Below are 24,860 nucleotides of genomic sequence, written 5' to 3' on the forward strand. Positions count from 1 at the left end.
GGCGGGGCGTTGTTGAATCACGCCGCTTGCGCCGGGGCGTGTTCGGCTTCGAACTGCTCGGGGCTCTTGTAGCCGAGCGTCTGGTGCCGGCGTCGTGGGTTGTAGAACGTCTCGATGTAGCGGAAGACGCTGAGACGCGCCTCGCCCAAGCTCGCGTACGCCCGGTGGTTGGTCCACTCGTGCTTGAGGCTCACAGAAGAAGCGCTCGACCACGGCGTTGTCGTAGCAGTTCCCGGTCCGACTCATCGAGACCTTGATGTCGAGCGTCGCGAGCGTGCGTTGGTAGTCGTCGCTGGTGTACTGGCAGCCCCGGTCGCTGTGGTGCAGCAGCTCGCTTCGCCCGGGACGCCGCTTCTTCACTGCGTCGTGCAACGCTTCGCTCACCAAGTGCGATAGCCCACGACTTTCGGACAGCGGCGGGGCGGGGCTCTACGCCGCTAGGACCGGGGCGTATTCGGTTTCGAACTGATCGGGACTCTTGTAGCCAATCGCTTGATGAAGCCGCTCGCGATTGTAGAACGTCTCGATGTACTTGAACACGCTCAGGCGAGCCGCCTCAAGGTCGGCGTAGCTCTCGTGGCCCGTCCATTCGTGCTTGAGCGACCAGAAGAACCGCTCGGCCACCGCGTTGTCGTAGCACTCGCCAGGCCGGCTCATCGAGCAGGTGACCCCCAGCCCTCGGAGCGTCTTCTGGTACGCGTCGGAGGTGTACTGGCAGCCGCGGTCGCTGTGGAGCAGCAGCCCCTCGCCGGCCGGCCTCCGCGACTCGATCGCACGCCGTAGCGCCTCACCGACCAGCGGCGTCGCCAGCGACTCGCTGATCGACCAGCCAACCACCTTGCGGCTGAAGAGGTCCAGCACCACGGCCAGGTAGACCCAGCCTTGTGCGGTCGCCAGGTAGGTGATGTCGGTGACCCACTTCTGGTTGGGACGCGTCGCGTCGAAGTCACGGTCCAGCAGGTTGGGCGCCGCTTGCTTCAACGGGTCGGCCTGCGTGGTGGTCGGCGTGAAACCCTTCGAAACCCGGCTTCTCAGGCCCATTTCTCGCATCGAACGCGCCACCGTGTTGCGGCACGCCCGCTCGAGCCCTTCGCATTCGGCCAGCTTCTTGGCGACCTTGCCGCTGCCGTAGACCCCATGCGAATCAGCGTGGACCTGCCGCACCGACGCGTCGATCCGAGCCCGCCGCTGAGCACGCGGGCTCGGCGGCCTGTCCACGGAGTCGTAGTAGCCCGACCTCGAAACGTCGAGCACCTCGCACATCAGGGCGATCGGGAACGAGTCGCGGTTCGCTGCGATCCAGGCGTACTTCACTGCGACTCCTTCGCGAAGTACGCGGTTGCTTTTTTTATCGGGTATGGATGGGGGTCGTTGAGTCGGTCTGCTGGCCGTGGTCCGATAGCGGGACCGGGTCAGGGGACGGAATGTTGATCCACGGAATCCCAGTGACGCGACGGGCCACTCATTCCGGGGCCGGCCGAGAGATCCTATGGGCCTTGAGCCCGCTTTTTTACCTGGCCGCCCCCACGGCCCACCCGGATGGGCTCCGAGCCCGAAGAGGTAGTTGCCGAGCGGCCCGGCTCGTCCGTCACGCATCCCGAGGACCAAGCCATGAAGCGGTTCATCGGCCTGGACGTCCACAAGACGGTCGTCGAGGCGTGCGTGATCGACGCGGGAGGCAAGCGACTCTTCCGACGCCGGATCGAGTGCACCCGCGAAGCCTTGCTGCGGCTCGGACAGGAATTGACGCCGGAAGACAGCGTCGCGTTGGAAGTCACCACCAACGCCTGGGCCGTGGCCGACCTGCTCCAGCCGCTGGTTGGCCGGCTCGTTGTCAGCAACCCAATGAAGACCAAGGCGATCGCCGAAGCGAAGGCGAAGACCGACAAGGTCGACGCCGAGGTGCTGGCCCAGCTCCTGCGATGCGACTACCTGCCCAGCGTCTGGGTCCCCGACCCGGCGACCCGGTCGCTCCGCCAGCTGACCAGTCGCCGCGAGCGGCTCGTCTCCGAGCGAACGCGGCTGAAGAACCGTGTCCAGAGTGTGCTGGCGGGCCGCCTCGTTCCGGTCCCGGTGAAGACGCTGTTCAGCCAGGCCGGATTATTGTGGTTGGCCGACTGCGAATTGCCGACGGACCAACGATCGCTCATCGAGTCGGACCTGCGGCTGGTACGCCACTCACGCAGCGACTGCTCGCTCACCCCAACCGCTTCGGCCGCCCGGGCGAACGAGTACTTCTCTTCAACGACCAGACGCACCGCCTCTCGCTTGAACGCCTCGTCGTAACTCCGACGCTTCTTCGATTCGATCATCTCGGACCTCCTGGCGATAGATTAGCTCGACCCGCCCGCTGTCCGAAAGTACTGGGCTACCGCACTCGGCACAGCGGCGCGCTGCACGATTCGGGCGCCCCAAGGGGCCCGCCGGGCGCTGCACTTTTCGGCTGCCGATCACAGACCATACGCGTTATGTGACAATCCAACACTCGGACACAGGGCTGCAAGTTGCGATCGATCAGCAAATGCCGGTCGAAATCGTTTGACAACCTTGTTGTATAGCACGCTACGCGAGGATCGGGCTGACCACCGATCCGTGCACGTCGGTCAGGCGGAACTCACGGCCCTGGTAGTGGTAGGTGAGCCGCTCGTGGTCGACGCCCAAGAGGTGCAAGATCGTCGCGTGTAGGTCGTGGATGTGGACTCCGTCGGAGGCGACGTTGTAGCTGTACTCGTCGGTCTCGCCGTGCGTGTGGCCCGCTTTGACGCCGCCACCGGCCATCCACATAGTGAAGCAGCGTGGGTGGTGATCGCGCCCGAAATTCTCGCCCTCGAGCTTGCCCTGGCAGTAGCTGGTGCGGCCGAACTCGCCGCCCCAGATCACGAGCGTGTCGTCGAGCAGGCCGCGTTCCTTCAGGTCGGTCAGCAGGGCCGCTGTCGGTTGGTCGGTCTGCTTGCACTTTGCCCTGATGCCGCTGGGCAGGCTGGAGTGATGGTCCCAGTCTGGGTGATACACCTGGATGAAGCGAACCCCTCGCTCCGCGAGCCGGCGGGCGCGGAGGCAGTTGGCGGCGTACGTGCCGGGCGTGTTGACGTCTTCACCGTAGCGAGCGAGGGTCGCTTCGGACTCGTCAGAGAGATCGGTCACCTCCGGCACCGAGGCCTGCATCCGGAACGCCATCTCGTACTGGGCGATCCGGGTCTCGAGTTCGGGGTCCTTGGTCTGGGCGAGCTGCATCTGGTTGAGCCGCTGGATGCGATCGATCGCCTTCCGCCGAGCTTCCCGCGAGACGCCAGGAGGGCTGTTGAGGTAAAGCACCGCGTCCTTGTCGGCGCGCAGCAGCACTCCGTCGTAGCGTCCCGGCAAGAACCCGCTGCCCCAGTAGCTAGAGACCAGTGGCTGACCCTCACGGTCGTTCGAGACCAGCACGACGAACGCCGGCAGGTTCTCGTTTTCACTGCCGAGCCCGTAGGAGGCCCACGCCCCCATGCTCGGCCGGCCGGGAAACTGGGACCCGGTCTGCATCATCGTGACGCCAGGGCCGTGATTGATCGCCTCGGTGTAGACCGACTTGATCACGCAGAGGTCATCGACGACGCCGGCCGTGTGCGGGAGAAGGTCGCTCACCCAAGCGCCGGACTGGCCGTGCCGATCGAACTTGAACGGCGACCCGACCAGCGGGAGGCTCGACTGGCTTCCGCTCATCCCGGTGAGCCGCTGACCGCCGCGGACCGAGTCGGGCAGTTCCTGGCCGTGGTCTTTGTTGAGACGCGGCTTGTAGTCCCACAGGTCCATCTGCGAGGGCCCGCCGGATTGGAACAGGAAGATGACCCGCTTGGCCCGCGCCGCGTGGTGGAGCCCCGAGTCGAGCGGCGAAGCGGCCGCCCTCGCGCTTTGTCCCATCAGGTGCCCGAGCGCTATTGCTCCGACGCCGTGGCCGAATCGCGAGAGGAACTCGCGGCGGCTGAAATCTTCGGGAGCTTCGTGACCCGTGCACAGCGCGGAGGCGCCGCAAGAGTGGCTTACCGACATCGGATCGCCTCATCGAGGTTCATGATGGAGTTAATCAGCACGGTCGCCGCGGCGAGCTGGGCGCAATCGACCGAGTCGCTGTAGGTAGCAGCCCCGACGGTGAGGAACTCTTCGGCGGCTTGTGCGTCAGCACGGAATACCGCCAGTTGCTCTTCGTACGCCGCAACGAGCACACCGATCTCCTCGGTCTCGGCGGGGCGGCCCGTGAGCGACTCGAACGCTTCACCGATCAGCGGCTCGATTTCGTGCCCGTGCTCTTGAATCAGCCGCTGAGCGTACACGCGAGCGGCTTCGACAAACTGCGTGCCGTTGAGCAGCACGAGCGCCTGAAGCGGCGAGCTGACCATGTCGCGCTTCAGCAAGCACACCTCACGACGATTCGCGTTCATCGTCATCATCACCGGCGAGGGCGACGTGCGCTTCCAGAACGTGTAGAGGCTCCGCCGGTACAATTCCTCACCGCTGCCCGTGTCGAGCGGGGTGTAGGCAAGCGCGAGGTCATACGGCTTCACCGGTGGACCACCGACGCGATTGACCAACAGCCCACTGACAGCTAGTGCGTTATCGCGGACCATCTCCGCCGACAGGCGATTGCTCGGCCCACGGCTCAGTAAGCGGTTCTCCGGGTCGATCTCTCGCACCTCAGGACTGACTACGCTGCTCTGCCGGTAGGTCGCTGACAGCACCATCGTTCGAAGCAGCCGGCGGACATCCCAGCCGCCGTTGACGAAGTCTCTCGCCAGCCAGTCGAGAAGCTCGGGATGGCTCGGCGGCTCGCTCTGGCTTCCGAAGTCCTCGGGGGTCCGCACGAGTCCGGCGCCGAAGAGCATCTGCCAGTAGCGATTAACTGCCACGCGGGCGGTGAGCGGGTGATTGGGCTCGAAGAGCCAGCGCGCTAGCCCGAGTCGATCGGCCGGCTGGTCCTCTGGAAAGGCGGGCAGGAAGTGGGGAGAGCAGGCCACGACCTTCTCACCGTGATTGTCGTAAGCGCCGCGTTCAAGGATGTACGCCGGCCGGGGCTCCGATCGCTCGTGCATCACGGTGATGGCCGGTATGCCGTCCATCACTTCGTTCCAGCGTGTCCGCGCGTCGCGTAGCTCGTCCCTGGCTGCGCGAACCGCTGGATCGATCGCGGAAACGTAGTAAGAGAGGAGGTCGCCCTCGTCTGCGAACGCCAGCGCCTCGCCGTCGAACCCGTGTCGAACCTCGATCGGCGTCAGTGTCCGGTCGTACACTCGGAAGTCATCGACAACGCCGCCCTTGAACCCACGGTCGCGGAATCGCGAACCGATCGCGAGGTCATAGTAACCCGCCCGCCAGTCATTGATCGTTCGCGTCAGCGAGTCCTGGACAACACTTGTCTCGGCTGCTTCGCCATCGACATAAATGCGTAGTCCATCCGCTCGGCTGGAGCCGTCGTAAGTGACGGTGATGTGCGTCCACTGTCCTGACGAGAGGACATCGCCCGTCTCGATAGCGATCGCGTTGCCGGGCCAGAAGTGGGCGATATTCGCCCTCAGGTGGGCGCCCCGTTGGACCAGGGCGTAGCCGATGCTCCCCGCGTCGTCCCAGCCGCGTGAGCGACGCCAGATTACGCCGCGCTCGTCGACCTCATTTGGCCGAACCCAGATCGAGACACTGATCGGTTCGTGTCGCTCGATATGACCCACACCCGGCACAACGACGGAGTCGTCGCCAGTAAGCCGAACCCCGTTACCGGCGACACCCTCAACGACTTCGTTCAACTTGTTAGTGATTGCCGGCCGCGACTGATCTATTCGATTGACGAAGGCCCTTACCGTATCAGGCTTGAGTGGCTTCTGGTTCGTCTCGACGAAGCCGCCGTCCTCCTCGAACAAGAGCTCCTCGGGGGGCGAGGGGTCCTGCTCGTCGAAGTCGATCCGAGCAACGATTCCTGGGATCGACAGTTCGCCCGGGACGACGTTCGCCTCCCACGCGACGAAGCGTTGGGAGGCCTTATGTTCGGCTTCCTTCAGCTTCTCTTCCGCCTTGCGAACGCCGCGCTCAGCCACGGAGAGCGCGGCTTCCTGCTCCACCGACGGCAGAGGCATCGCCGGTGTGGGCGTCGCGTCAGTGAAGTATGAGATCAGCCCGCGTTCGTCCACATTCGCAAAGAACGACGTTAGGCCGTAATAATCCTTCATCGTGATGGGGTCGAACTTGTGGTCGTGGCACCGCGCGCACTCCATCGTCAGGCCGAGGAACGCCGACGCGAAGGTGTGTGTCCTGTCCGCGACGTTCTCGACACGGAACTCCTCGACCACGCTACCGCCCTCTTTCTTGTGCGAGTGTAGCCGGCAGAAGACCGTCGCCAGGCGTTGCTCACGCGTCGGCTCCGGCAGCAGGTCGCCGGCCAACTGCCAGGTCACGAACTCGTCGTAAGGCTGGTTGCGGCGGAACGCCTCGATGACCCAGTCTCGGTAAGGCCACACAAAGCGTTCGTCGTCTCGTTGGAACCCGTACGAGTCCGAGTAACGGGCAACGTCGAGCCACTCGCTCGCTATCCGCTCGGCGTGGGCGTCGGATTCGAGGAGTCTGTCGACAACTCGCTCGTACGCGTCGGGAGACTTATCGACTAGAAAAGCATCGATTTCGTCGAGTGCAGGTGGCAGTCCGGTCAGATCCAGGGTCACGCGGCGGAGCCAAGTGCGGCGGTCCGCCTCACGATTGGGGCGTAGCTTCGCGGATTGGAGACGCCGATGCACAAAGCGATCGATGGGCGAGCGGGCCCAGTCGTCGCCCGATTTGGGCGTCTCGACTTCGGCAGGAAGTGGGCGGAAAGACCAGTGCTGGGCGTAGGCCGCGCCCGACTCGATCCACCTGCGTAGGGTCTCTTTCTCCGCTTCGGTGAGAGGCTTCTTGGCCTCCGGCGGCGGCATCAGCAACTCCGGGTCGGCCTCATGGATCCTCTCGATCACGAGACTCGACTCGGCGTCCCCCTCAACGATTGCCCCGTAGTCGATCGCCTCGTCGCGGAGGTCCAGTCGAAGCCCCGCTTCGCGGCTGTCTTCAGCTGGCCCATGGCAGAAGAAGCATTTGTCCGACAGGATCGGTCGGACGTCGCGGTTGAAGTCGATCGCCTCGTCCGCGCACGCCGCGGCCGTCACGGCGAGCACAACAGTCGCTGCGAGGCTTGGAACCGACACGAGTGGCGAATGGCCGGCGGCCGAGTCAGCGTTCAGTCTGATGCGGCTCATGGTGGCCAACGCGGACATGATGAGGTTTGGATCGAACCATCGAGCCGGCGGCGATCCGCCCTGGCGAGAACCAATGGCCAGCATCGGCCAGCGGGCGGGTGCCTGGGAAGCAGTGCGTCTCGAAACCCTATTGTATTTTGTCGACAAAATCAGTCTACTCAGCGGGTTCACCCGACGCAAGTAGTCCGCCGGCTCCTCAGCGTTCTCCAAGTGAGTTGAGAACCAAGCTGGTGCGAAGCTCCCTTCGTGGTTTTAGGCTTTTAGCTGGTCGCCGAAGAAACGCAGCGTCGTGGCGACGTGCGTTGCCCAGTACGCCCAGTCGTGGCCGCCGGGGTGCTCCACGTAGATGTGTGGTAGGTTTATGTCGAGTAGTCGTTGGTGGAGCGCTCGATTCGCGTCGATCAGCGTGTCGTCGATTCCGCAATCGAATCGAAAGGGGGGCAATCGAATCGCGCTGGCGGCAAGTGCGCCGAAGGCCGATCGCTCATCGTCGCCACACCCATAGTCGTCGAGGTCTTCTTCAACGAACTCGCCCATCTGCACGAATTCGGTAATCGCCGAGTGGGCGGCGAAGGCGGCAAAGTACTCGGGATGCTTGGCAGCCAGCCGCAGGGCGCCGTAGCCTCCCATCGACAGGCCGGCGATGAAGCGCATCGCGTCAAGCGACGTTGGCAGTCCGGCTTCGACCATTGCGGCCGGGACGTCGCGGACAATCCAGTCGTCGAAACGGCGCCCGTTGTGCGGCAAGTACGCGGTCCCGTCAAACATGAGTCCGTCCGACGGCATCGCCAGGAGCATCCGCGGGAGCTGCCCGGCGTCGATCATCCGCTGGGCGGTGAGGTGAACCCCCGCCTTCTGTGACCAAGACCAGTGGCTGCCGTAGACGCCGTGCAGCAGGATCACGATCGGAAGGACCTCATCGGACCGAACACCTCGCGGCACGAAGACGCAGATGTCACCGCGGCCTTGCAGGCTCGGCGTCTTGACGGTCAAGAAACGCAGACCGGCCGACTCGTAGGCCGGATCGGAGACTTCGATGGTGCGGAATCGTGACACTAGTGTGGCGTCGGGGTTCAATCTAAGCGCAAGACGCCCTTGGCGATGCGGCCGTTGAGCATGTCATCGAAGGCGGCGCCGAGGTCCTCCAACGCGTACTCGCGGCTGATCAGCTCGTCGAGGAGGAGTCGTCCGCTGGCGTAGAGGTCGAGAAGAACGGGCAGATCAATCGCGGGTCGGCATCCACCGTAGAGCGGGTTGATATAGGTCTTGTCCCACTCGAACAGATTCATGTCGATCGAGATCTCTTGCTCGATCCCCGACGCCTGAACGGCGGTGCCCCCGGAACGGATCATAGCTAGAGGCGAGGCGCCAAGCTCCGGGACAGCGGTCGCTTCGATCGCCACATCAGCACCAAGACCCCCACACAGCCGCTCCACCTCGGCGGCGGCGCGAAGTAAGCCGCGATCGTCACGCTCAGCGAGGATCGTGTGGGTAGCGCCGAATCGCCGCGCCAACTCTAGCCTGGTCTCGCTCAGGTCGATCGCGATAACCCGGCGGGCGCCGGCGATCCGGCAGCCCTGCACGGCGTTGAGCCCGACCCCTCCGCAGCCGATCACGACCGTGTTGTCACCCGGACGCACTCCGCCCGCTTTGACGGCGGACCCGAAACCGGTCATGACGCCACACCCGATCACGCAGGCAGACGCCCAAGGGATGTCGATTGTGATCGGTACGATCGCGGCTTCACGGACGACGGTCGCGCCACTCATGGTCCCGAGCGCGAATGAGCGCTCGATCGGAACACCGTTGAGTCGGGTCGCCGAATCGTGGGCGTGTCCGCCCGCAGGGGCGGGGGCGGTGACCGTGTTGTTTCTTTGGCAGAGGTTCTGGTGGCCGCGCAGGCACATCGGACATGCTAGGCACGGGATCGCCCAGTTCAGGAGAACTCGATCGCCGACCGCGCACGCAGTTACGCCGTCACCGATCGCGGCGACGACACCCGCTCCCTCGTGGCCGACGACCACTTGCCGGTCCCAGCGGAGCGAGTCGTGATCGGTGTGGCAAACGCCCGAGGCCTTCAGCGCGACCAAGACCTCACCCGGTCCGGGCTCGCCGACTTCGATCTCGCGGATCGAGAAGCCGCCCTCGGTGTCACTGATCGCCGCCTTGGTGGTGATCATATAAAACTCCGGGCTGACCCGGCTCCGCAGATCACTCGTACGTCTCGCGGCGAAGGAAGTAGCCCTTCAGGCTCTCGTCGACCTCGAAACGCCGTATGTACCCGGAGTGCTCGGCGACTTCGTGGCAGAGACCCCAGCGTAAACCCTCCAGCGGCCCCTTATCGTGGTCGGGCGTGCGAAAGAGGCCGTTCGCTTCAGGCGCGCCTTTGATGTACGCCATGATCTCGAAGTTCAGACCGTCGGGCGCCCACTGAAGCGTGTTCCGCTCCGGGCCGTCGGTTGTCAGCATTGCGGCGATCCCGCCGTCGTAGTGCCAAACGCACACCTCGTGGCCCGAGTTCGTGATCGGGTTGTAATCACTGCGGACGTACGGGCCTTCGGGCCGATCGGCGATCGCGACGCCCCACTTCGTCTCGCGGCCGCCCATAAACATCTCCTCACCCATCGGTTCGCCCTTGTAGTACAAGTAGAACTTGCCACGGTACGCCATCAGGGTCGGGTCGTGGGTCTTGTGGCTGTCGAAGCTCCCCTTGGCCTTTACGAGAAACCGGTTGTCGAAGTCGCCGTCCCACTCGCCGTCCTGGGCCGCCGAGAGCACTGGCCCGGGGAGCTTCTCCCATGGCCCGTCGGGGCTGTTGGCCACGGCGATCGACACGTTCTCGTACGAACGCCTCAGGTAAGGCGACTGTACCACCTGATAGACTAGGTAGTATTTGCCGTCGTGGGCGAGCACCTCGGGTGTGAAGACGCTGCGGTCGTCGTAGGTCCCCGACTCGCCGCGTGCAATCGCGACACACTGTTCGGTCCAATGCCATCCGTCGTCGCTCGTGGCGTGCCACACGTCGCAGTGGTCCCACGGGAAGGTTTTTGCGTCGAGGTCGCCCGAACCGAAACCGTGGCTCACCCCGGTCGAGCGGCTGTACCAGACGTGATACTTGCCGCCGGCGTAGATCACGGCGCTCGGGTCACGCCGAACGATCCCATTGCGCTCTTCAGCGAGGTCGCCGGTGATGGGCTTGGATATGATCTCGCAGTACCACTCGGGCCCCTTCAGATAGTTCTTGGCCCGCTTGGTGGCGGCACTTTCTTTCTTAGGCACCGACGAAATACCTTTATTGAGGACCGATACAAACCGCGGCTAGGCCTGAACAGACCGAATTGCCGACTTGCCCGCGAAGGCGGCTTGGATCTCTTCGATCGACAGATTCTTCGTTTCAGGCAAGCAGAAGTGGAGGACGATCAAGCCGAGCAGCGGGATCGCGATAAAAGAACCGAAGACCGCTGCCGCACCGAAGGTCGAGAGCGCGACCGGGAAGAGGAACTGCACAACGTAGCTTGTCATCCCCGTGACAAAATGAAAGATCGGGATCGCGACTCCACGCACCGAAGTCGGGAATATCTCCGACAGCAGGATCCACATCACGGGCCCGACCGAGAACTGGAACGCTGCGATAAAGCTGAGGATGCCGCCGACGATCAGTCCGGCTGGCAGGTCCACGGAACTCTCTAGAAGCAGGTTTTCGTGCCGGCGGGCTTCTGTTTCGCCGATCGCTTCCGCCAGCGCCGACTTGAATGCCATGTCGCTATCAAACGGCTTTCCGAGCAGCGGGCTCAACAGAGTGACATCCAGCCCCGCCGGTAGGGTCGCGACGCCCGTCTCGGTCAGCCGGTACTTCGCTTGGCTGAAGCCGTAGGCGCAGAGTCCAAGGCTCGCGATGATCCAGAAGAAACCTAGCAAGACGACCGGTCTCCGGCCGAGCCGATCGACGACAAACAGAGCAAGTACCGCGAAGACGGCGCTGATCACGCCCATAACTGCCGCCTGGACGAACGCCGCATTCGTATCGAATCCGAGCTGCTTGAAGACGGTCGGGGCGTAGAAATAGATCGCGTTGATGCCGGTCGCTTGCTGGGCGATGGCTATCGTCAAACCGATGATCACCGCCGTGCGCAGGCCAGGCTTCAGCAGCTTGTAGACCTGGTCGAGGACGGGCAGGTTCTTGCTTTCCGCGTCGAGCCCCTGCTTGATTTCAGCAAGCCGCTCATCAAACTCGCTCTCCGGAGCAATCCGGCGCAGGGCTGCCTCGGCTTCCGCGTCGCGACCTCGGAACATCAACCACCGAGGGCTCTCCGGGATCAAAAAGAGCAAGCCGAACCAGAGCAATGCGGGGGGGATCTCCGACCCGAGCATGTGGCGCCACAGGTTGTCGGGCTCCAGGCCGATCGAGCGTATCCACGGGGCGTCGGACTGGCTCGCGGCCACGATACCGAGATTTATGAAGTACGCCCCCGAGAGTCCGATCACCGTGTTGATCTGGCTGAGCGTGACCAGCTTGCCACGCCACCTGCTAGGAGCGATCTCACCGATATACATCGGCCCGAGCGACAGCGACGTGAACGCCAAACCGCCGAGGAACCTAGCGGCGGCGAGCTGCCACCAGCTCGGAGCGACGGCCGACCAGATTGCCGACAGCACGTAGATGAACGCAATGCCGAGAAGCGTCTTCTTGCGGCCTAGAGCGTTGCAGAACCAGCCGGTCGCGAGCAACGCGAAGAGAACGCCGAGTCCCGGTGAGCTGACGACAAAGCCGAGCCCCCAGTCGCTGAGGGAGAACTCCTCACGGATCAAGTCCACGCCGCCGGAGATCAAGACTGCGTCGAGCCCGAAGATCAGCCCTCCCAGGGCAACGATTGCCGAGTAGACGATGGCTCTTGAGTTCGATGGGGCCATAAACACTTCCTGGTTCGCTACAATTGCTGGGAGACCTACGGGGCCTCTCGTACGACGTCGATCACGGTGCGGTTGCCGTACGTGCTCGTGAGCGTGCGGCTCCACTGCCCGTCCGGTTCCTCACCGATGACCACACGGTAGCTGTCCACCTCGGGCGTTCGGGGCTGGTAGGTGTCGCCCTGGGTCCGCAAGGACGAGACGACTCTACCGGCCTTATCGTAGACGCTCACCACCTGCGACGGCTCACGGAAGCGCAGCTTGGGCAACTCCGGCTTGCCTCGCTGCGGGAAGTTATCGGCCTGTGAAATTGTGATCGGCCAGCCCTCGTACGGCTCTGCCGACGGGTCGGTGATATCGACGTTGCGTGGCCAGCACTCGAACGTGATGGTCCGCTTCGGCTTGTTGAAGCGAATCAACCCAAATCCGGCGGCGCGGGTCGAAAGCTCCTTGCCTTCGGCCTGGCGCTCAGTGGCCGTCGGGTTGGCCGCGGCGTGCATCGTTATCTTGTTGCCGAAGCCGTCTAGGAAATCACCCGTGTGCCAGGGAGCGCCGGGCCGGCGGTTGCCTCCAGGCTGCTTCGGGTCCCACCAGCGGAGCCAGTAGTTGGCGATCGCTGGCGTGGCAAATCCGTACGAGGCGTCTCCCCACTCATCGAGGCCGTGCTGCACCACCGTTCCGAGGTGCTGGTCGCCCGCTAGGTGGCACGCGAACCCTTTGCGGATAACGGACAATGCCCGATTGCGGCCCGACTGGGGCCAGCCATTTGAGTCGAAATCCGCAAGCAGCTCGCGTTCTTGGCTGCCCGAGTAGTTGCACGTCTGGGCGAACGCCGTTTGCGAGAGGACGCACTTCATGTCGGCGTTCCGCCAGTCGGTTACCCAGTGCTCAAGAAAGCGCAGCTGGCGGTCGCCGAGCAAGACGGCTTCCTCCGCATCGAGGTCGCGAGGCTCGTACCCAGGCTCAGTGATCGAGTCAGCTCGCCCCTTCCGATTGCCTTTGAAAGGCCCGGGCCCCGACTTGAACTTCCGGTCCTCAAGGATCGCGAAGCTGACCCCACCCCAGTTGAGATGTGTGTAGTAGACGCCGATGCCCTGGTGGACCGGAGTCGGGTCGAAGGGGTCGGGCAGATGGCTTGTTTGGGCGCGCTCGACTTCCTTCACGTACTCTGGCGGCATGTAGTAGCCGCCGGCCTGACCGTCGCGTTCGGCGCACCGAATGCCCGAAGCTCCCCACAGGTTGGCTTGGCCGACATCGTGATCGTCAGGCAAGCAGACGGTCGGTGTGTTGCGGAGCAGATCGCCAAAGTCGCGGCCGAACTGCAACCAATAGTAGTAGTGGAGGCTGTGGTCGTAGACTTGGTCACCGGCAAAGAACAAGAGGTCCGGCTTCACCTTGGTTAGATTGGCGACGATGTCCGCCTTCGAGAGGTCGCCGCCATGTGCGGGCTTCGTCGAGTTGCACGACAACGCAGCAACGACAAACTCGTCTTGCTCATGCGGATTGGCTTGGACGGTTCCTTTGTAGAAAGCCGTCCCGTTGTGCCGTACGCGGTACGGATGCGAACGACGATCGTCCCAATCGTCGACGCGGAAAGCAGCCGTGAGGCCCGGGTAAGCTATATCGGCCGCATCGACCGTGATCCAGTCCGTATTCCGCAGCACCTGTAGCTCAGCCCGAAAGGGCTCGTGGTCGTGGATCGGATAGAACTGCGCGGTGAGCTTCAGTGTTTTGTTGTGGACGGTGTACAGGGCGAAAGCGATACGATCTATAGCCGGACGATCGTAGATTGATCTTTCGGCGGCCTCAATCGACACCGAGGCGATCAGCGCAGCGATTATCGCCAAGGCCCGCTTCGGAAGAGAGGTCATACACTTCGATCAACAGAAGGGAAGATGCAACCAATACCTTCGTGCCGAACTAGTCGGGTTGCGATGGAGGGAACTTTGACACGGCCTTGCCGTAGGCATCCGGGTAGAGGCCGCGGTTGATCAACTTAGCAGCCTCCACCATCGGCTTGTAGGGCACGTCTGCGACGTTCACAAAACCAACGTTGTAGTTCTCTCCATCGTGGGCCCTGCCAGTGAGCGGCGAATCGATGTACTGGAACCAGTGGGCGCCAACCAAGTAAGGATTTTCGACCACCGACCGCATGTACTTCTTGTACATCTCGGCCCGGTCATTCTGATCGACCGCGTGGATCAGTCCCGGATTGGGCAAGCCCGAGTCGGTCGAGCCGATGTGCCACTCGCCGATAATTGTCGGCCGATCGATCATCGGCAAGAACTTCCAATTGCGCTCGCCGATCGCCTCGTGGTAGAAGTTGAAGCTCATCACGTCGCAGAACTTGCTGGCCGCCTTCCAAACCTCGGGCGTCCCTCCCCATGGGGTAAGGCGGCATCCCAGGTACTGGTGGTTGGGCAGCTCGCTTTGCAGGGCATTGTGGACAATCCGGAAGTATTGCTCAGCATACTGCTCGCTCAGCAAAGAGAGGTCTGCGAGGAGTTTTGAGCCCTCATCACCGTCTTCCCATTCGTAGCCGGAGGCGAATTCTCCCCATGAGTTGAACTGCTTGTTCCAAGCCTCGTTGAACTCTTCGATCGTGGTGTACTTGCGTTTGAGCGTCTCAACAAACGCCGCTTTGGCAGGCGAATCGGCCGCACCGAGTGTCAGAGCATGAAGCACGATTCCATAGCGCTTGCGTGTTGACTCGGTGTTGCCCCACGCCTTCTCGTTATCGATGAAGACCCCGACGCACCACGGGCTGTCCTTCACCTCATCGGCAACTACCTTTGTGGTAACCTCGGCTCGCCGTTTGAACTCTGGGTCGAACACGTCGGGCATCGCCCCCCAGTAGCCTCCGCTGAGAGTCTTGAAGTCGCCGATGATCCAACCGTTGGCGAAGAAAGGGATCCGGTGCTCTTCGTAGAACGCCGCATCGGCCCAGTTTCCGAGGCACGTGAAGCCCCAGTTGAGCATCCGATCGGTTGTGATCGCACGCCACGTTTCTTGGATATCACCGCTCTCGGGCAGACCGTAGCGACGTTCGAGATTCGCCAGATAAAAGCTGAATACTTCGCCGTGTGGTGTCGGGCCGATATGGGCGGATCGACGGTATCCGTAGTACTTAGCCAGTGGGTCAGAATAGACCGGAAGCCACTCAAACAAGCGGCGCCGATAGTCGTAGGCGATGTAGCTTGTTCTACGAGCCTCGTCGGATGAGGGAACGATCCCCAGCGAGTCCTCGGGCGTCACTTCTTCCGGGTCGCGATAGCGGACCGACTCGTCTTTGAAATCGACGCCGGTAAAGGTGGAGGTGTTAGCCATCCGGGCGTTGGCGATGCCGGTCGCGAAGTAGAGGTAGCCCTCCGGATCGACTAGCGCCCAGCGGTCGCCAAGCTTCTGCGGTCTAAAATAGCCGGTTGCTTCGAACCGGGGGCCGCTCTTCCACCCGCCGAAGCGGCTGCGATCGGGCATCGGCCCCTCCGAAGCAAGCTCGGCGAGTTCTTCCTTCGCAATCCGCTTCAGTTCCTCCTCCGAGTGGACTTTCTGTTCAAAGTCGCATTTGGCATTTTGGCCGAACTGATCGACGAGGTTGGTGAGGTAGTCTTCATTGATCGGCGGGTTCGAGACGAACCGCAAGTTGTCGATAACCAACGTGTCCTCATCGGCGGTATCTTGCACGTAGAATTCGATCGACTTGATGCGGGAATAGTCAACCTTGTATCGAGGGTTGTTGGTTACTAGCTTAGTGCCTACCCCGTCTAGCGATGGCGGGTCGTCGCGAAGACCGCTGCCCTCTCCGATATCCGGTCCTGATAGGGGGTAGTAATAGGTCTTCGTCTTACCAACTGGCACTGCGGTCATCCTTCGCACGGAGCCGCCGTTCGCGCTGGTGACGACGCATTGCAAGTTGATCGAGGTCGGGCCGGTGCTCGCGGCGTCGAAAGAGAAACGGCAGTCACCAAGCTCGCTTACGTCCCATGGCTCGTCGGGCGTGATTCGGATGCCCGACCAGCCCGTGTCGATGGGCAGCGTTACCGCTAGCGCCTGCCGACCATCGGTCACGCCCCCGTCATGGGTCAACCGCGCTGATGCGGCAACGACTTCCACCCCCGTCGGGAGCGTCGATTCCTCGAACGAGTGCACAGCGATCGCGGCCTCCTCAGCGGCCACCGGTAGAACAAGCACCGACACTGTGACCAGAAACACGGTCGGGACAAGAAATCTATTGGTCATGGCGACGCTTTGAGGATGAGCGGTAATCAAAGGAGAAAAGTGCACAGAGGCAATCGCGATCGGAAGTTTCCAGGAGATCGTTGGCTTAAGAGTCCGTTCTAGACGAACTTGATGCTAGCCGGCCTGTTGGCCCCTAGCTGTTTCTAGCTGGACGGAACCCCCCACGCACGCCGCTCCAGCGACCTTCGGAGGGCAAAGTCGTTGGTTTCAGGAGACGAGATCTGCGTCCGCTGCCGAGTGGCATCGGTTACGGAAGGAGGTATACTGCCATGGGTAAACAAGCTACAGACGACTGTCTATTGTAGACAATCTGGGCTGCTGCCACAACTGCCGCTCCGTCTTTTCGGTGAGCCAAGATGACCGAGATCCCCGTTGCTCGCACGATCCGCGAGCAGGTAGCAGACCGCATCCGAGCCGACGTTCTCTCCGGGAAAATCACCGAGGGGACTAGCCTGCGAGAGCATGCCCTGGCGAAGCAGTACAGCGTAAGTCGCGCGCCGATTCGAGACGCTTTGCTGCAACTGACGCAAGAAGGATTGCTCGTCGCCAAGCCAAACTGCGGCGTTCGGGTCGCCGCCGTCAAGGAAGAGACCCAAGGGCTCCTAGTCGAGTTACGCCGGCAGATTGAGGTAACCGCGTTGCGAAACGCATTCGAGAAGTTCGACGAGCACCACGTAGAACGACTTCAGCGGACAGTCGATCGGCTAGAGGCCGCTTGCGTGGCGAACGACCTGGGGGCTGTCGTTGAGAATGACATGGCTCTGCACCGCCTGATCATCGACGCGACCGGAAACCCCGACCTTCTAGCGATTTGGCTACCGATCGTAAGTCGGATGATGCTCCATTACGAGCGTCACAACAACATGCTGGAGAGCCATCAGGAGCACGCCCGTATCGTCGATGCCATCCGATCCGGAGACGAAGAGGCAGCGGTGGATGCCCTGTTGGTGAATATTCAGTAGGGCAGCTTTTTGGCCGGCAGTCGCACGCCCCCCCCCTGGCCTGCTATCGAAAAGCTGATCCACCACTCATGAAGGTCTCAACCGCCCGAAGGGCACGGAGACCGAAGGATGAGCGAGAAGCGTAGGAAGCGGCATTCGCCTGAGCAGATCGTCAGGAAGCCGCGTGACGCGGACGCGATGTTGTCGGCGGGCAAGGACCAAGCGGCCGTACTACAGGCCCTGGAGGTGAGCGAATCGACGCTCGACCGCTGGCGGAAGCATTACGGCGGGATGAAGTCCGAGGAGGCGGTCCGCCTGAAGAAGCTAGAGGAGGAGAACAACCGTCTGAAGCAGCTGGTGGCGGACCTCTCGCTGGACAACCAGGCCTTGAAGATCGTCGCGGAGGGAAACTTCTGAGCCCTTCCCGGAAGCGGGCGGCGGTGACCCGGGTGCGATCGCAGCTGGGTCTCTCCGAGCGGAGGGCGTGCCGAGCGATCGGCCAGCCGCGATCGAGTCAGCGATACCAGGCGAAGCCGCGTGGCGACGAGCCGCGGCTGGTGAAGCGGATGCTGCAGCTGGTGCGGAGGCGGCCGCGGTACGGCTACCGGCGGATCGCGGCGTTGCTCAGGGCCGACGGCTTCCGGGCGAACGAGTCGCGGGTGCTGCGTCGGTGGCGGAAGGAGGGCCTGAAAGTGCCTCGGAAAAAGCGGAAGCGGCGGAGATTGGGCGTACTGTGATCGGCAGCCGAAAAGTGCAGCGCCCGGCGGGCCCCTTGGGGCGCCCGAATTGTGCAGCGCGCCGCTGTGCCGAGTGAGCCGTTAGCGGGAAGCTGATTAGCCGTGGGGTGACGGCCGACGCGAGGGCGACGACGACGGGGCTCAACCGGACTCTAGATCGGAAAGAAACCCCACGAACAGCGGCTCGGTGAGCCCCACCCGGCTTCGCCGTCGCGTCGGTCCTCGCCCGCCGCTGGGGCCGACGCGGCGGCGGAGTCGGGTGGGGCGGCCCCCCTCTTGGGGACGCCGCCGAAGAACTCGAAGGCCCGCTTGTGGCCCTCTTGGAACGCCTCCGTGCACTCGCGTGGGAAGGCCTGCACGTAAGAAAGCCTCCATCTTGGGCCGCTGACGCGGCTGGGCGCGTCGGTAGCCGGGCGGCTCGACGTTCCCAACGATCTTCTCGACCGTTCGGTAGTTCAGCTGGTACTCCTTGGCCGCCTGACGGCGGCTCAGCTCCCCCGTCAGCACGCGGCGACGGACCTCGGCCCACAGCTCCATGTCGGTTAGCACTCCTTGCGCCTCGCTCGCCGGGGGAAGCAGAGATAGCCCTCGGGAGGGGGCTTCGCCCCCACCCTCGGGCCGCGGGCGATGCGAGGGCGTCGGCGTCGGGGCGAACCCCCGCTCGCCGTTGTCCGAGCCGAGGTGCGGAACCTCGCATCTCCGGGCCCTACCCACGATTATCCCGGATGGACCTAAATTTCTGGCTCGAAGGCAGTGTGGAACCCTTGCGTGCGAAGGCCTGATGTGTCTATTGTTAACATCCGACAGTACGCAATTCGGCCATCCGTGGTTGAATCGCTCTCCTCCCAGGCCCGGAAAGTCTCAAGGGTAGGCTGTGCCGATATCTCGGACGATCCGCGAACAAGTGACTGGACAGCTACGCGATGAAGTCGTCGGCGGCCAGCTCGCGCCCGGGTCCGTGCTCCGTGAGGCCGAGCTGGCCGCGCGGTTCGGAGTGAGTCGCGGGCCAATTCGTGACGCCTTCTTGCAGCTATCCAACGAGGGGTATCTCGCCTATCAGCCGAATCGCGGCGTAACGGTCCGGCACCCGCCCGACCAAGCCGATCGTGAGTTCATCGCGGCCTTACGTCGCCAGATCGAGGGGCACGTCACCGCCCGCGGGGTGCCGAGCATCGATGACTCCTCTCTGGAGGATATTCGCTCCTTGCTCGTAGACCTGCAGATCGCTTGTAACCGAGGCGACACCGCCGCCGTACGGCGATGCGACCTCGCTTTCCACGAAGCGATTTTGACCGCGTGTGGCGGCCAGAGTCTTATCCCGGCGTGGAAGCAGCTCTGTTCCCGCATGGCGTTTTCTTACGAGCGACTTTCGGGCTACAAAGATGTCTACACCGAACACGAAAAGATTTTCCGCGACTTGGAGTCGCGAGACGCTGACGCCCTGCGAGAGGGGCTCCGCGCCAACATCATTTGACGCGACTCCTACTCACCCCCAGTACAAGAAGCGAGAAGCGAGCACCACATGGCCTCGGCGAGATATGACGGCAATCGAACCATCTCAGTCTGCGACACCGTTCCAGTCCAGCCGAGCTCAGGAGAGGTACGCATCGACGTTTCGTACTGCGGCGTCTGTGGCACGGACATGCACATCTTTCACGGCGCCATGGATGCTCGTGTGGCGCCGCCGCAGATAATTGGACACGAAGCCTCGGGGGTTGTCGCCGAAGTTGGCGAGGGGGTCACTGCGGTTAAGCCAGGCGATCGGGTTGCTGTGCGGCCACTATTCTTTGGCGGACCCGCCGCATACGACCGCGGACACTCGCACATCGGTAAGAACCTCAAATTCATCGGTATTGACGCACCGGGGGGTATGCAGTCCTCCTGGACGGTGCCCGACTACACGCTACACAGGCTTCCAGAGTCCATGCCAATGACTCACGGGTCAATGATCGAGCCTGCAGCGGTCGCCTGCCACGATGTCCGCCTTGGCGAAGTCGCGCCCGGGGAAACGGTTGTTGTGATCGGGGGCGGGCCGATCGGGCTGTTGATCGCGTTGGTGGCGGCCGACAAGGGAGCCCGGGTCCTCCTCTCAGAGGTTAACTCGGCGCGTCGGGGGCTTGCGGAGTCACTCGGCCTTGAAACGATCGATCCACGCTCCATCGATCTCGTCGGTGCGGTGACGGACCTGACCGATAGTGCGATGGCCGATTGCGTCTTTGAGGTGTCTGGGTCGGCCCAGGGCGCCGAAGCCATGACCGAGCTCGGTTGCGGACGTGGGCGAATCGTGATGGTCGCAGTCCACCCGGAACCGAAGCCGGTTAACCTCTTCCGCTTCTTCTGGTCCGAACTGCGATTGATCGGAGCGCGGCTCTACGAGCCGCAAGACTTCAACGAGGCAATTCAGCTCGCGGCGAGTGGCAAACTCCGGCTCGACCGGTTGATTACCCAGATAACACCGATCGGTGATGTGCAAAGCGTGTTCGAGGCGATCGACGCTTCCCCAGATGGCGTCAAGTACCTCATCGATTGCCGCTAGCAACCGGTTCCGAAAGATTCTGCTAGTCCCCAACACATCAAAAGGTCTTGGTGTGCCAACGATTTCCGCGAAAGGCTCCTAGAGAATGTCTGCACTCGAATCGTTCTCACTCGCTGGAAAGACCGCGTTGGTCACGGGGTGCTCGCGCGGCATCGGTCGCGCGATGGCGTTGGGTCTCGCCGAAGCCGGTGCCGATATCGTGGGCGTCTCCGCAACGCTGCCTCCCGATGGAGGGGCCGTCGGCAAGGACATCAGACGGATCAACCGCCAGTTCCGCGGTTTCGCCTGCGACTTCTCCGATCGCCAAGCCGTTCGAGACTTCGCAAGAGAGGTCCTCCACACGGGACCACAGGTCGACATCCTGGTAAACAACGCAGGAACGATCCTCCGCCGTCCCGCTGCGGAGCATCCCGACGAGTACTGGGACAAGGTCGTCGAGGTCAACCTGAGCTCACAGTTCGTGCTTTCTCGCGAGATCGGAAGGGCGATGGTCGAGCGTGGGGCCGGCAAGATCATATTTACCGCTTCACTCCTGACGTATCAGGGCGGGATTACCGTGCCGGGCTACGCGGCGAGTAAGGGCGGGATTGGGCAGCTCACGATGGCCTTGGCCAACGAGTGGGCCCCTCGCGGCGTCAACGTGAACGCGATCGCCCCCGGGTACATCGCAACCGACAACACGCAGGCGCTCCGCGACGACCCGGTGAGGAGCGCGCAGATACTCAGCCGCATTCCGGCGGGCCGTTGGGGGACACCGGACGATTTCAAGGGCCCCGTTGTGTTCCTTGCATCGGCCGCATCCGACTACATGCACGGGGCCACCATCCTGATTGATGGCGGCTGGATGGGCCGCTAAACGACGGCGAACAGTGATAGCAAAGGCGAAGCCATGACAAATTTCAGCGACGACGGCAAGTATCATCGGATGTTCATCGACGGCGAGTTCGTCGACGCCCGCTCGGGTGAGTCCGTCGATGTCGAGAACCCGGCGAACGAGGAGGTCATCTACTCGGTTCCCAACGGCGGTGTCGCCGACGCCGTCGCGGCGCTTGAGTCGGCCGACAGGGCAAAGGCCCAGTGGGCCGCTACGCCCGCCGTTGAGCGGGGGCAGATCTTGTCGCGACTGGCTGGACTGATCAGCAAGAACCGCGAGCGACTCGCCAAAATCCTAGTTCGCGAAATGGGCAAGACGTACACGCTAGCGCTTGGGGAGGTAGATGTCTCGGCCGACTTCATCAACTTCCCGGCTCAGTCGGCACGACGGATCGAAGGCGACATCCTGCCGTCTGACTTACCGAATGAACATATCCAGATCCACAAAGTTCCCTATGGCGTCACTGTGGGTATCGCCGCGTGGAACTTCCCTCTCGCCTTGGCTTGCCGGAAGATAGGACCGGCGCTGACGACGGGCAACGTTATGGTGGTCAAGCCGCCGACGGTTACCCCGGTCGCGGTGCTCTGTCTCGGCGAGCTCGCGCTCGAGGCTGGAGTTCCTCCGGGTGTGCTGAACCTAGTCGCCGGCGGCGGATCGACTCTGGGTGAAGAACTGGTGACCAATCCTCTCACCAAACTGATTAGCATGACCGGGTCGACTTCGACCGGTCAGCAAATCTTTCGCAAGGCCGCTGAACGGCTTACCGCCGTCCGGCTCGAGCTCGGCGGTAAGGCGCCGTTCATCCTGCTGGCCGACGGGCATGTCGACAAGGCGGTCGAGGCGGCCGTTGTCTCCCGCCATCTCAACAGCGGTCAAGTCTGTACATGCCCTGAACGATTCTATATCGAAGATGCTGTCTACGACGAGTTCGTAGAGAAGTACTCCGCGCGGGTCGGGGCCCTTCGTCTAGGCGACCCCATGAAACCAACCACCGACATTGGACCTAAGGTGAACGCGGCAGAGACCCAGCGGCTGGAGCAGATGGTCGATGACGCTGTTGCGGCGGGCGCGCGGGTGGCGATTGGCGGCAAACGACCAAGCGGAGCGGAATTCGAGCGTGGGCACTGGTACGAACCAACCGTCTTGACGGAGTGCACCCACGAGATGGCGGTGATGCGTGACGAGGTCTTCGGCGTCGTGAGCCCGTTCATGCGTGTGTCGGGCTTCGAGGAAGCCCTCGCACTCGCCAACGACAGCGACTTTGGGCTGGCGGCATTTCTCTTCACCAAAGACTTAGTCAAAGTGCAACGAGCGGTGGCCGAGCTTGAGTTCGGGGAGATCTACGTGAATCGCCCGATGGGCGAGCAGCGCCAAGGTTTCCACAACGGACACAAGCTCAGCGGGATCGGTGGAGAGGACGGAAGGTACGGCATGGACAACTATTTGGAGAAGAAGACTATGTACGTCAACTTTGGATAGCAGCGCCATCAATAACGCTACTTGCTTTTCAGTTTTGCAACGAACAAAGATCTGCCGGGTGTCACGGGATGAAGATTCAACAAGTCGATATCAAGCTGTACCACGTACCGCTGAAGCAGCCGCTCCAAGACGCCATCCACGGCGTCCAACGCGACTTTTCTTTGATCGTCGTGAGCCTGACGACCGACGACGGTGCGACCGGGATGGGGTACACGTACACAGTAGGTCAGACGGGAGGTTCTTCTGTCGCCGCGCTGCTGGAAGACAACCTCGCGCCGCTCGTCATCGGCGAGGACCCGCGGCGGACCGAACACCTCTGGAACAAGATGTGGTGGGCTACGCATTACATCGGGCGAGGTGGGATTGCTTCATTTGCCATCTCAGCGATCGACATTGCGTTGTGGGACTTGCGGGCACGTCTCGCGCGCGAACCCCTCTGGCGCTACTTAGGCGGCTACGACAGCAAGGCTGAGGCCTATGGCGGCGGCATCGACTTTCACCTTTCGATCGACGAGCTCCTCCGTCAGACGGAAGGCTTCTTAGACGAAGGTCTTCGGGCAGTAAAAATCAAGGTTGGTCGTGAATCGATCGCCGAAGAGTGCCAGCGCGTAGCCGCCGTCAGAAGCTTGATTGGCGACGATAAGAAGCTTATGGTTGACGTGAACATGAAGTGGAGTGTCGAGCAGGCCCTCCGCGCGTCCCGCGCGTTCGCGGACTACAATGTCTACTGGATCGAGGAACCGACAACCCCCGACGACATCGAGGGCAATCGGCGGATCGAGACCGAAGGCCCGACGCCGGTGGCCTCGGGTGAAAATCTGCACACGATCTACGAGTTCAAAAGCCTTATCGCCGACGGCGCCGTGTCTTTCCCTGACGTGGACATCTCGAACGTCGGCGGAATCACGGCGATGGTGAAGGTCGCCCACATCGCCGAGGCGTTCAATCGGCCTGTCACCACCCACGGCATCCAAGACCTCCACGTCAGCTGCCTCGCGGCGATCCCGAACGCCTCGTTGCTGGAAATCCACGCCTTCCGAATCGACGACTTCTTGGTCTACCCGCTTCAGATTGTGGACGGATACGCCTATGCCTCGGATCGAATCGGGCACGGTGTCGTGATCGACTGGGAGAAGATCGAGAGCCACCTTGTCAGCCGGCGATCCGTGAGCAACGGGATACGCTACGAACAGACGCCGTTCGCGGACTCACTGGCGTAACCCGGATGGCAGCCATGGACTCAGCGGATCGCGTCTTCGAGGAACTCGCACGGCGACGGTTGGTCCCGGTCGTATCCGAGCCGAACCCAGACGCCGCGTTGCGAGTCGCCGACGCCTTGGTGAGTGCGGGGTTGCCTGTTGTCGAGCTCGCCCTTCGAGCCGAAGGGGCCATGGCGGCGCTACGGGCCATTGCGCGACGTGGAGACGTCATCGCGATCGCCGGCACAGTGCTGACCGCGGAGCAAGTCGACCAAGCCGCTGATGCGGGCGCCCAGATGATCGTTTCACCGGGTCTCAGCGAAGTCGTCGTAAAGCGTTGCTTCGAACTCCAGCTCCCCGTTTGCCCTGGAGTGGCTACGCCGACAGAGGTGCAGGCGGCGCTGTCGCTCGGTGTTGCCAACCTGAAGTTCTTTCCCGCAGAGGCGGTGGGCGGTATCGCCATGCTCAAGGCGCTCTCCGGTCCGTTCCCACAGGTGCGTTTCATGCCAACTGGCGGAATATCGCCGGGCAACGTTCGGGACTATCTCGCGCTTCACTGCGTAATCGCGTGCGGTGGCAGTTGGATGGTTTCGCCCAGCCTCTACGAAGACGGCCGATTCAGTCGCGTTGAATCCGCAGCCCGCGAAGCGGTCCGCCTCGTCGCCGAATTGAATTAGTGTCTTCCCGTCCGAGTCGTTCC

19 protein-coding genes and 3 pseudogenes are annotated in these 24,860 nt (G+C 62.7%); 10 read left to right on the forward strand and 12 right to left on the reverse strand.

Annotated elements, in window-relative coordinates; all coding sequences use genetic code 11:
- Nucleotides 1-17: 17 nt before the first annotated feature.
- The 3 genes and pseudogenes from Pla111_RS16165 to Pla111_RS16175 form a co-directional block, all read right to left on the reverse strand.
- A pseudogene (locus tag Pla111_RS16165) lies at nt 18-224 on the reverse strand (IS3 family transposase); the annotation flags it as partial.
- Between the two features lie 13 nt (nt 225-237).
- Nucleotides 238-384, reverse strand: a pseudogene (locus tag Pla111_RS17725) (hypothetical protein); the annotation flags it as partial.
- Nucleotides 385-429: 45 nt separating this feature from the next.
- Complete coding sequence (locus tag Pla111_RS16175; protein ID WP_146575495.1) at nt 430-1,596, reverse strand: IS3 family transposase; 1,167 nt, start codon at nt 1,594-1,596, stop codon at nt 430-432.
- Nucleotides 1,597-1,611: 15 nt separating this feature from the next.
- Here Pla111_RS16175 and Pla111_RS17730 point away from each other — a divergent pair.
- Nucleotides 1,612-2,040, forward strand: a pseudogene (locus Pla111_RS17730) (IS110 family transposase); the annotation flags it as partial.
- Here Pla111_RS17730 and Pla111_RS17735 read toward each other — a convergent pair.
- The 9 genes from Pla111_RS17735 to Pla111_RS16220 all read right to left on the reverse strand — a co-directional run bounded on the left by Pla111_RS17735 (nt 1,929) and on the right by Pla111_RS16220 (nt 16,394).
- Complete coding sequence (locus Pla111_RS17735) at nt 1,929-2,312, reverse strand: transposase (RefSeq protein ID WP_391581031.1); 384 nt, start codon at nt 2,310-2,312, stop codon at nt 1,929-1,931. The pseudogene Pla111_RS17730 and the gene Pla111_RS17735 overlap by 112 nt on opposite strands.
- 250 nt (nt 2,313-2,562) lie before the next feature.
- Nucleotides 2,563-4,029, reverse strand: a complete 1,467-nt coding sequence (locus tag Pla111_RS16185; protein ID WP_146575497.1) for a DUF1501 domain-containing protein — start codon at nt 4,027-4,029, stop codon at nt 2,563-2,565.
- On the reverse strand, nt 4,020-7,247 hold the full coding sequence (locus tag Pla111_RS16190) for a DUF1553 domain-containing protein (RefSeq protein ID WP_231931102.1): 3,228 nt from the start codon (nt 7,245-7,247) through the stop codon (nt 4,020-4,022). The genes Pla111_RS16185 and Pla111_RS16190 overlap by 10 nt, the downstream gene beginning before the upstream one ends.
- A gap of 252 nt (nt 7,248-7,499) precedes the next feature.
- Nucleotides 7,500-8,303, reverse strand: coding sequence for an alpha/beta hydrolase (locus tag Pla111_RS16195; protein ID WP_146575499.1), 804 nt, complete (start codon nt 8,301-8,303; stop codon nt 7,500-7,502).
- Between the two features lie 17 nt (nt 8,304-8,320).
- Nucleotides 8,321-9,427, reverse strand: a complete 1,107-nt coding sequence (locus tag Pla111_RS16200) for a zinc-binding dehydrogenase (RefSeq protein ID WP_197525099.1) — start codon at nt 9,425-9,427, stop codon at nt 8,321-8,323.
- 31 nt (nt 9,428-9,458) lie between these two features.
- Nucleotides 9,459-10,526 carry a glycoside hydrolase family 117 protein gene (locus tag Pla111_RS16205; RefSeq protein WP_146575500.1) on the reverse strand — a complete coding sequence of 356 codons (1,068 nt, stop codon included), beginning with the start codon at nt 10,524-10,526 and terminating at the stop codon, nt 9,459-9,461.
- A gap of 39 nt (nt 10,527-10,565) precedes the next feature.
- Nucleotides 10,566-12,158: an MFS transporter gene (locus tag Pla111_RS16210; protein WP_146575501.1), complete on the reverse strand. Its 1,593-nt coding sequence runs from the start codon at nt 12,156-12,158 to the stop codon at nt 10,566-10,568.
- A gap of 35 nt (nt 12,159-12,193) precedes the next feature.
- Complete coding sequence (locus Pla111_RS16215; RefSeq protein ID WP_146575502.1) at nt 12,194-14,026, reverse strand: hypothetical protein; 1,833 nt, start codon at nt 14,024-14,026, stop codon at nt 12,194-12,196.
- A gap of 49 nt (nt 14,027-14,075) precedes the next feature.
- A complete protein-coding gene (locus Pla111_RS16220) occupies nt 14,076-16,394 on the reverse strand; it encodes a hypothetical protein (RefSeq protein WP_197525100.1) in 2,319 nt (772 codons plus the stop codon).
- Between the two features lie 356 nt (nt 16,395-16,750).
- Between Pla111_RS16220 and Pla111_RS16225 the strand changes: the two genes are divergently transcribed.
- The 9 genes from Pla111_RS16225 (at nt 16,751) to eda (ending at nt 24,837) form a co-directional block, all read left to right on the forward strand.
- Entirely contained in the window at nt 16,751-17,356 is a 606-nt protein-coding gene (locus Pla111_RS16225) for a GntR family transcriptional regulator (protein WP_146575503.1), read from the forward strand.
- Nucleotides 17,357-17,464: 108 nt separating this feature from the next.
- Nucleotides 17,465-17,752 (forward strand): transposase, encoded by a 288-nt coding sequence (locus Pla111_RS16230; protein WP_146575504.1) that lies wholly within the window; start codon nt 17,465-17,467, stop codon nt 17,750-17,752.
- A 32-nt stretch (nt 17,753-17,784) separates the two neighbouring features.
- Entirely contained in the window at nt 17,785-18,072 is a 288-nt protein-coding gene (locus Pla111_RS16235) for an IS3 family transposase (protein ID WP_231931103.1), read from the forward strand.
- An 874-nt stretch (nt 18,073-18,946) separates the two neighbouring features.
- Nucleotides 18,947-19,546 carry a GntR family transcriptional regulator gene (locus Pla111_RS16240; RefSeq protein ID WP_146575506.1) on the forward strand — a complete coding sequence of 200 codons (600 nt, stop codon included), beginning with the start codon at nt 18,947-18,949 and terminating at the stop codon, nt 19,544-19,546.
- 48 nt (nt 19,547-19,594) lie between these two features.
- On the forward strand, nt 19,595-20,608 hold the full coding sequence (locus Pla111_RS16245) for a zinc-dependent alcohol dehydrogenase (protein ID WP_146575507.1): 1,014 nt from the start codon (nt 19,595-19,597) through the stop codon (nt 20,606-20,608).
- Nucleotides 20,609-20,693: 85 nt separating this feature from the next.
- Entirely contained in the window at nt 20,694-21,464 is a 771-nt protein-coding gene (locus tag Pla111_RS16250; RefSeq protein ID WP_146575508.1) for an SDR family NAD(P)-dependent oxidoreductase, read from the forward strand.
- A gap of 33 nt (nt 21,465-21,497) precedes the next feature.
- Complete coding sequence (gene aldA / locus Pla111_RS16255) at nt 21,498-22,961, forward strand: aldehyde dehydrogenase (protein ID WP_146575509.1); 1,464 nt, start codon at nt 21,498-21,500, stop codon at nt 22,959-22,961.
- Nucleotides 22,962-23,029: 68 nt separating this feature from the next.
- The gene (locus Pla111_RS16260; protein ID WP_146575510.1) at nt 23,030-24,181 is read left to right on the forward strand and encodes a mandelate racemase/muconate lactonizing enzyme family protein; all 1,152 of its coding nucleotides are present in this window, start codon (nt 23,030-23,032) and stop codon (nt 24,179-24,181) included.
- Between the two features lie 14 nt (nt 24,182-24,195).
- Nucleotides 24,196-24,837: a bifunctional 4-hydroxy-2-oxoglutarate aldolase/2-dehydro-3-deoxy-phosphogluconate aldolase gene (gene eda / locus Pla111_RS16265; protein ID WP_146575511.1), complete on the forward strand. Its 642-nt coding sequence runs from the start codon at nt 24,196-24,198 to the stop codon at nt 24,835-24,837.
- Nucleotides 24,838-24,860: the final 23 nt, after the last annotated feature.

It is taken from the genome of Botrimarina hoheduenensis, assembly GCF_007859815.1.
In the GTDB taxonomy this organism is placed as follows: Bacteria; Planctomycetota; Planctomycetia; order Pirellulales; family Lacipirellulaceae; genus Botrimarina; species Botrimarina hoheduenensis.

Coding starts and splice junctions, on each gene's coding strand:
- Pla111_RS16175 (WP_146575495.1), bottom strand. CDS start 1,596: ATGCGTGACGGACGAGCCGGGCCGCTCGGCAACTACCTCTTCGGGCTC.
- Pla111_RS17735 (WP_391581031.1), bottom strand. CDS start 2,312: ATGATCGAATCGAAGAAGCGTCGGAGTTACGACGAGGCGTTCAAGCGA.
- Pla111_RS16185 (WP_146575497.1), bottom strand. CDS start 4,029: ATGTCGGTAAGCCACTCTTGCGGCGCCTCCGCGCTGTGCACGGGTCAC.
- Pla111_RS16190 (WP_231931102.1), bottom strand. CDS start 7,247: ATGAGCCGCATCAGACTGAACGCTGACTCGGCCGCCGGCCATTCGCCA.
- Pla111_RS16200 (WP_197525099.1), bottom strand. CDS start 9,427: ATGATCACCACCAAGGCGGCGATCAGTGACACCGAGGGCGGCTTCTCG.
- Pla111_RS16210 (WP_146575501.1), bottom strand. CDS start 12,158: ATGGCCCCATCGAACTCAAGAGCCATCGTCTACTCGGCAATCGTTGCC.
- Pla111_RS16215 (WP_146575502.1), bottom strand. CDS start 14,026: ATGACCTCTCTTCCGAAGCGGGCCTTGGCGATAATCGCTGCGCTGATC.
- Pla111_RS16220 (WP_197525100.1), bottom strand. CDS start 16,394: ATGACCAATAGATTTCTTGTCCCGACCGTGTTTCTGGTCACAGTGTCG.
- Pla111_RS16225 (WP_146575503.1), top strand. CDS start 16,751: ATGACCGAGATCCCCGTTGCTCGCACGATCCGCGAGCAGGTAGCAGAC.
- Pla111_RS16230 (WP_146575504.1), top strand. CDS start 17,465: ATGAGCGAGAAGCGTAGGAAGCGGCATTCGCCTGAGCAGATCGTCAGG.
- Pla111_RS16245 (WP_146575507.1), top strand. CDS start 19,595: ATGGCCTCGGCGAGATATGACGGCAATCGAACCATCTCAGTCTGCGAC.
- Pla111_RS16250 (WP_146575508.1), top strand. CDS start 20,694: ATGTCTGCACTCGAATCGTTCTCACTCGCTGGAAAGACCGCGTTGGTC.
- aldA (WP_146575509.1), top strand. CDS start 21,498: ATGACAAATTTCAGCGACGACGGCAAGTATCATCGGATGTTCATCGAC.
- Pla111_RS16260 (WP_146575510.1), top strand. CDS start 23,030: ATGAAGATTCAACAAGTCGATATCAAGCTGTACCACGTACCGCTGAAG.
- eda (WP_146575511.1), top strand. CDS start 24,196: ATGGACTCAGCGGATCGCGTCTTCGAGGAACTCGCACGGCGACGGTTG.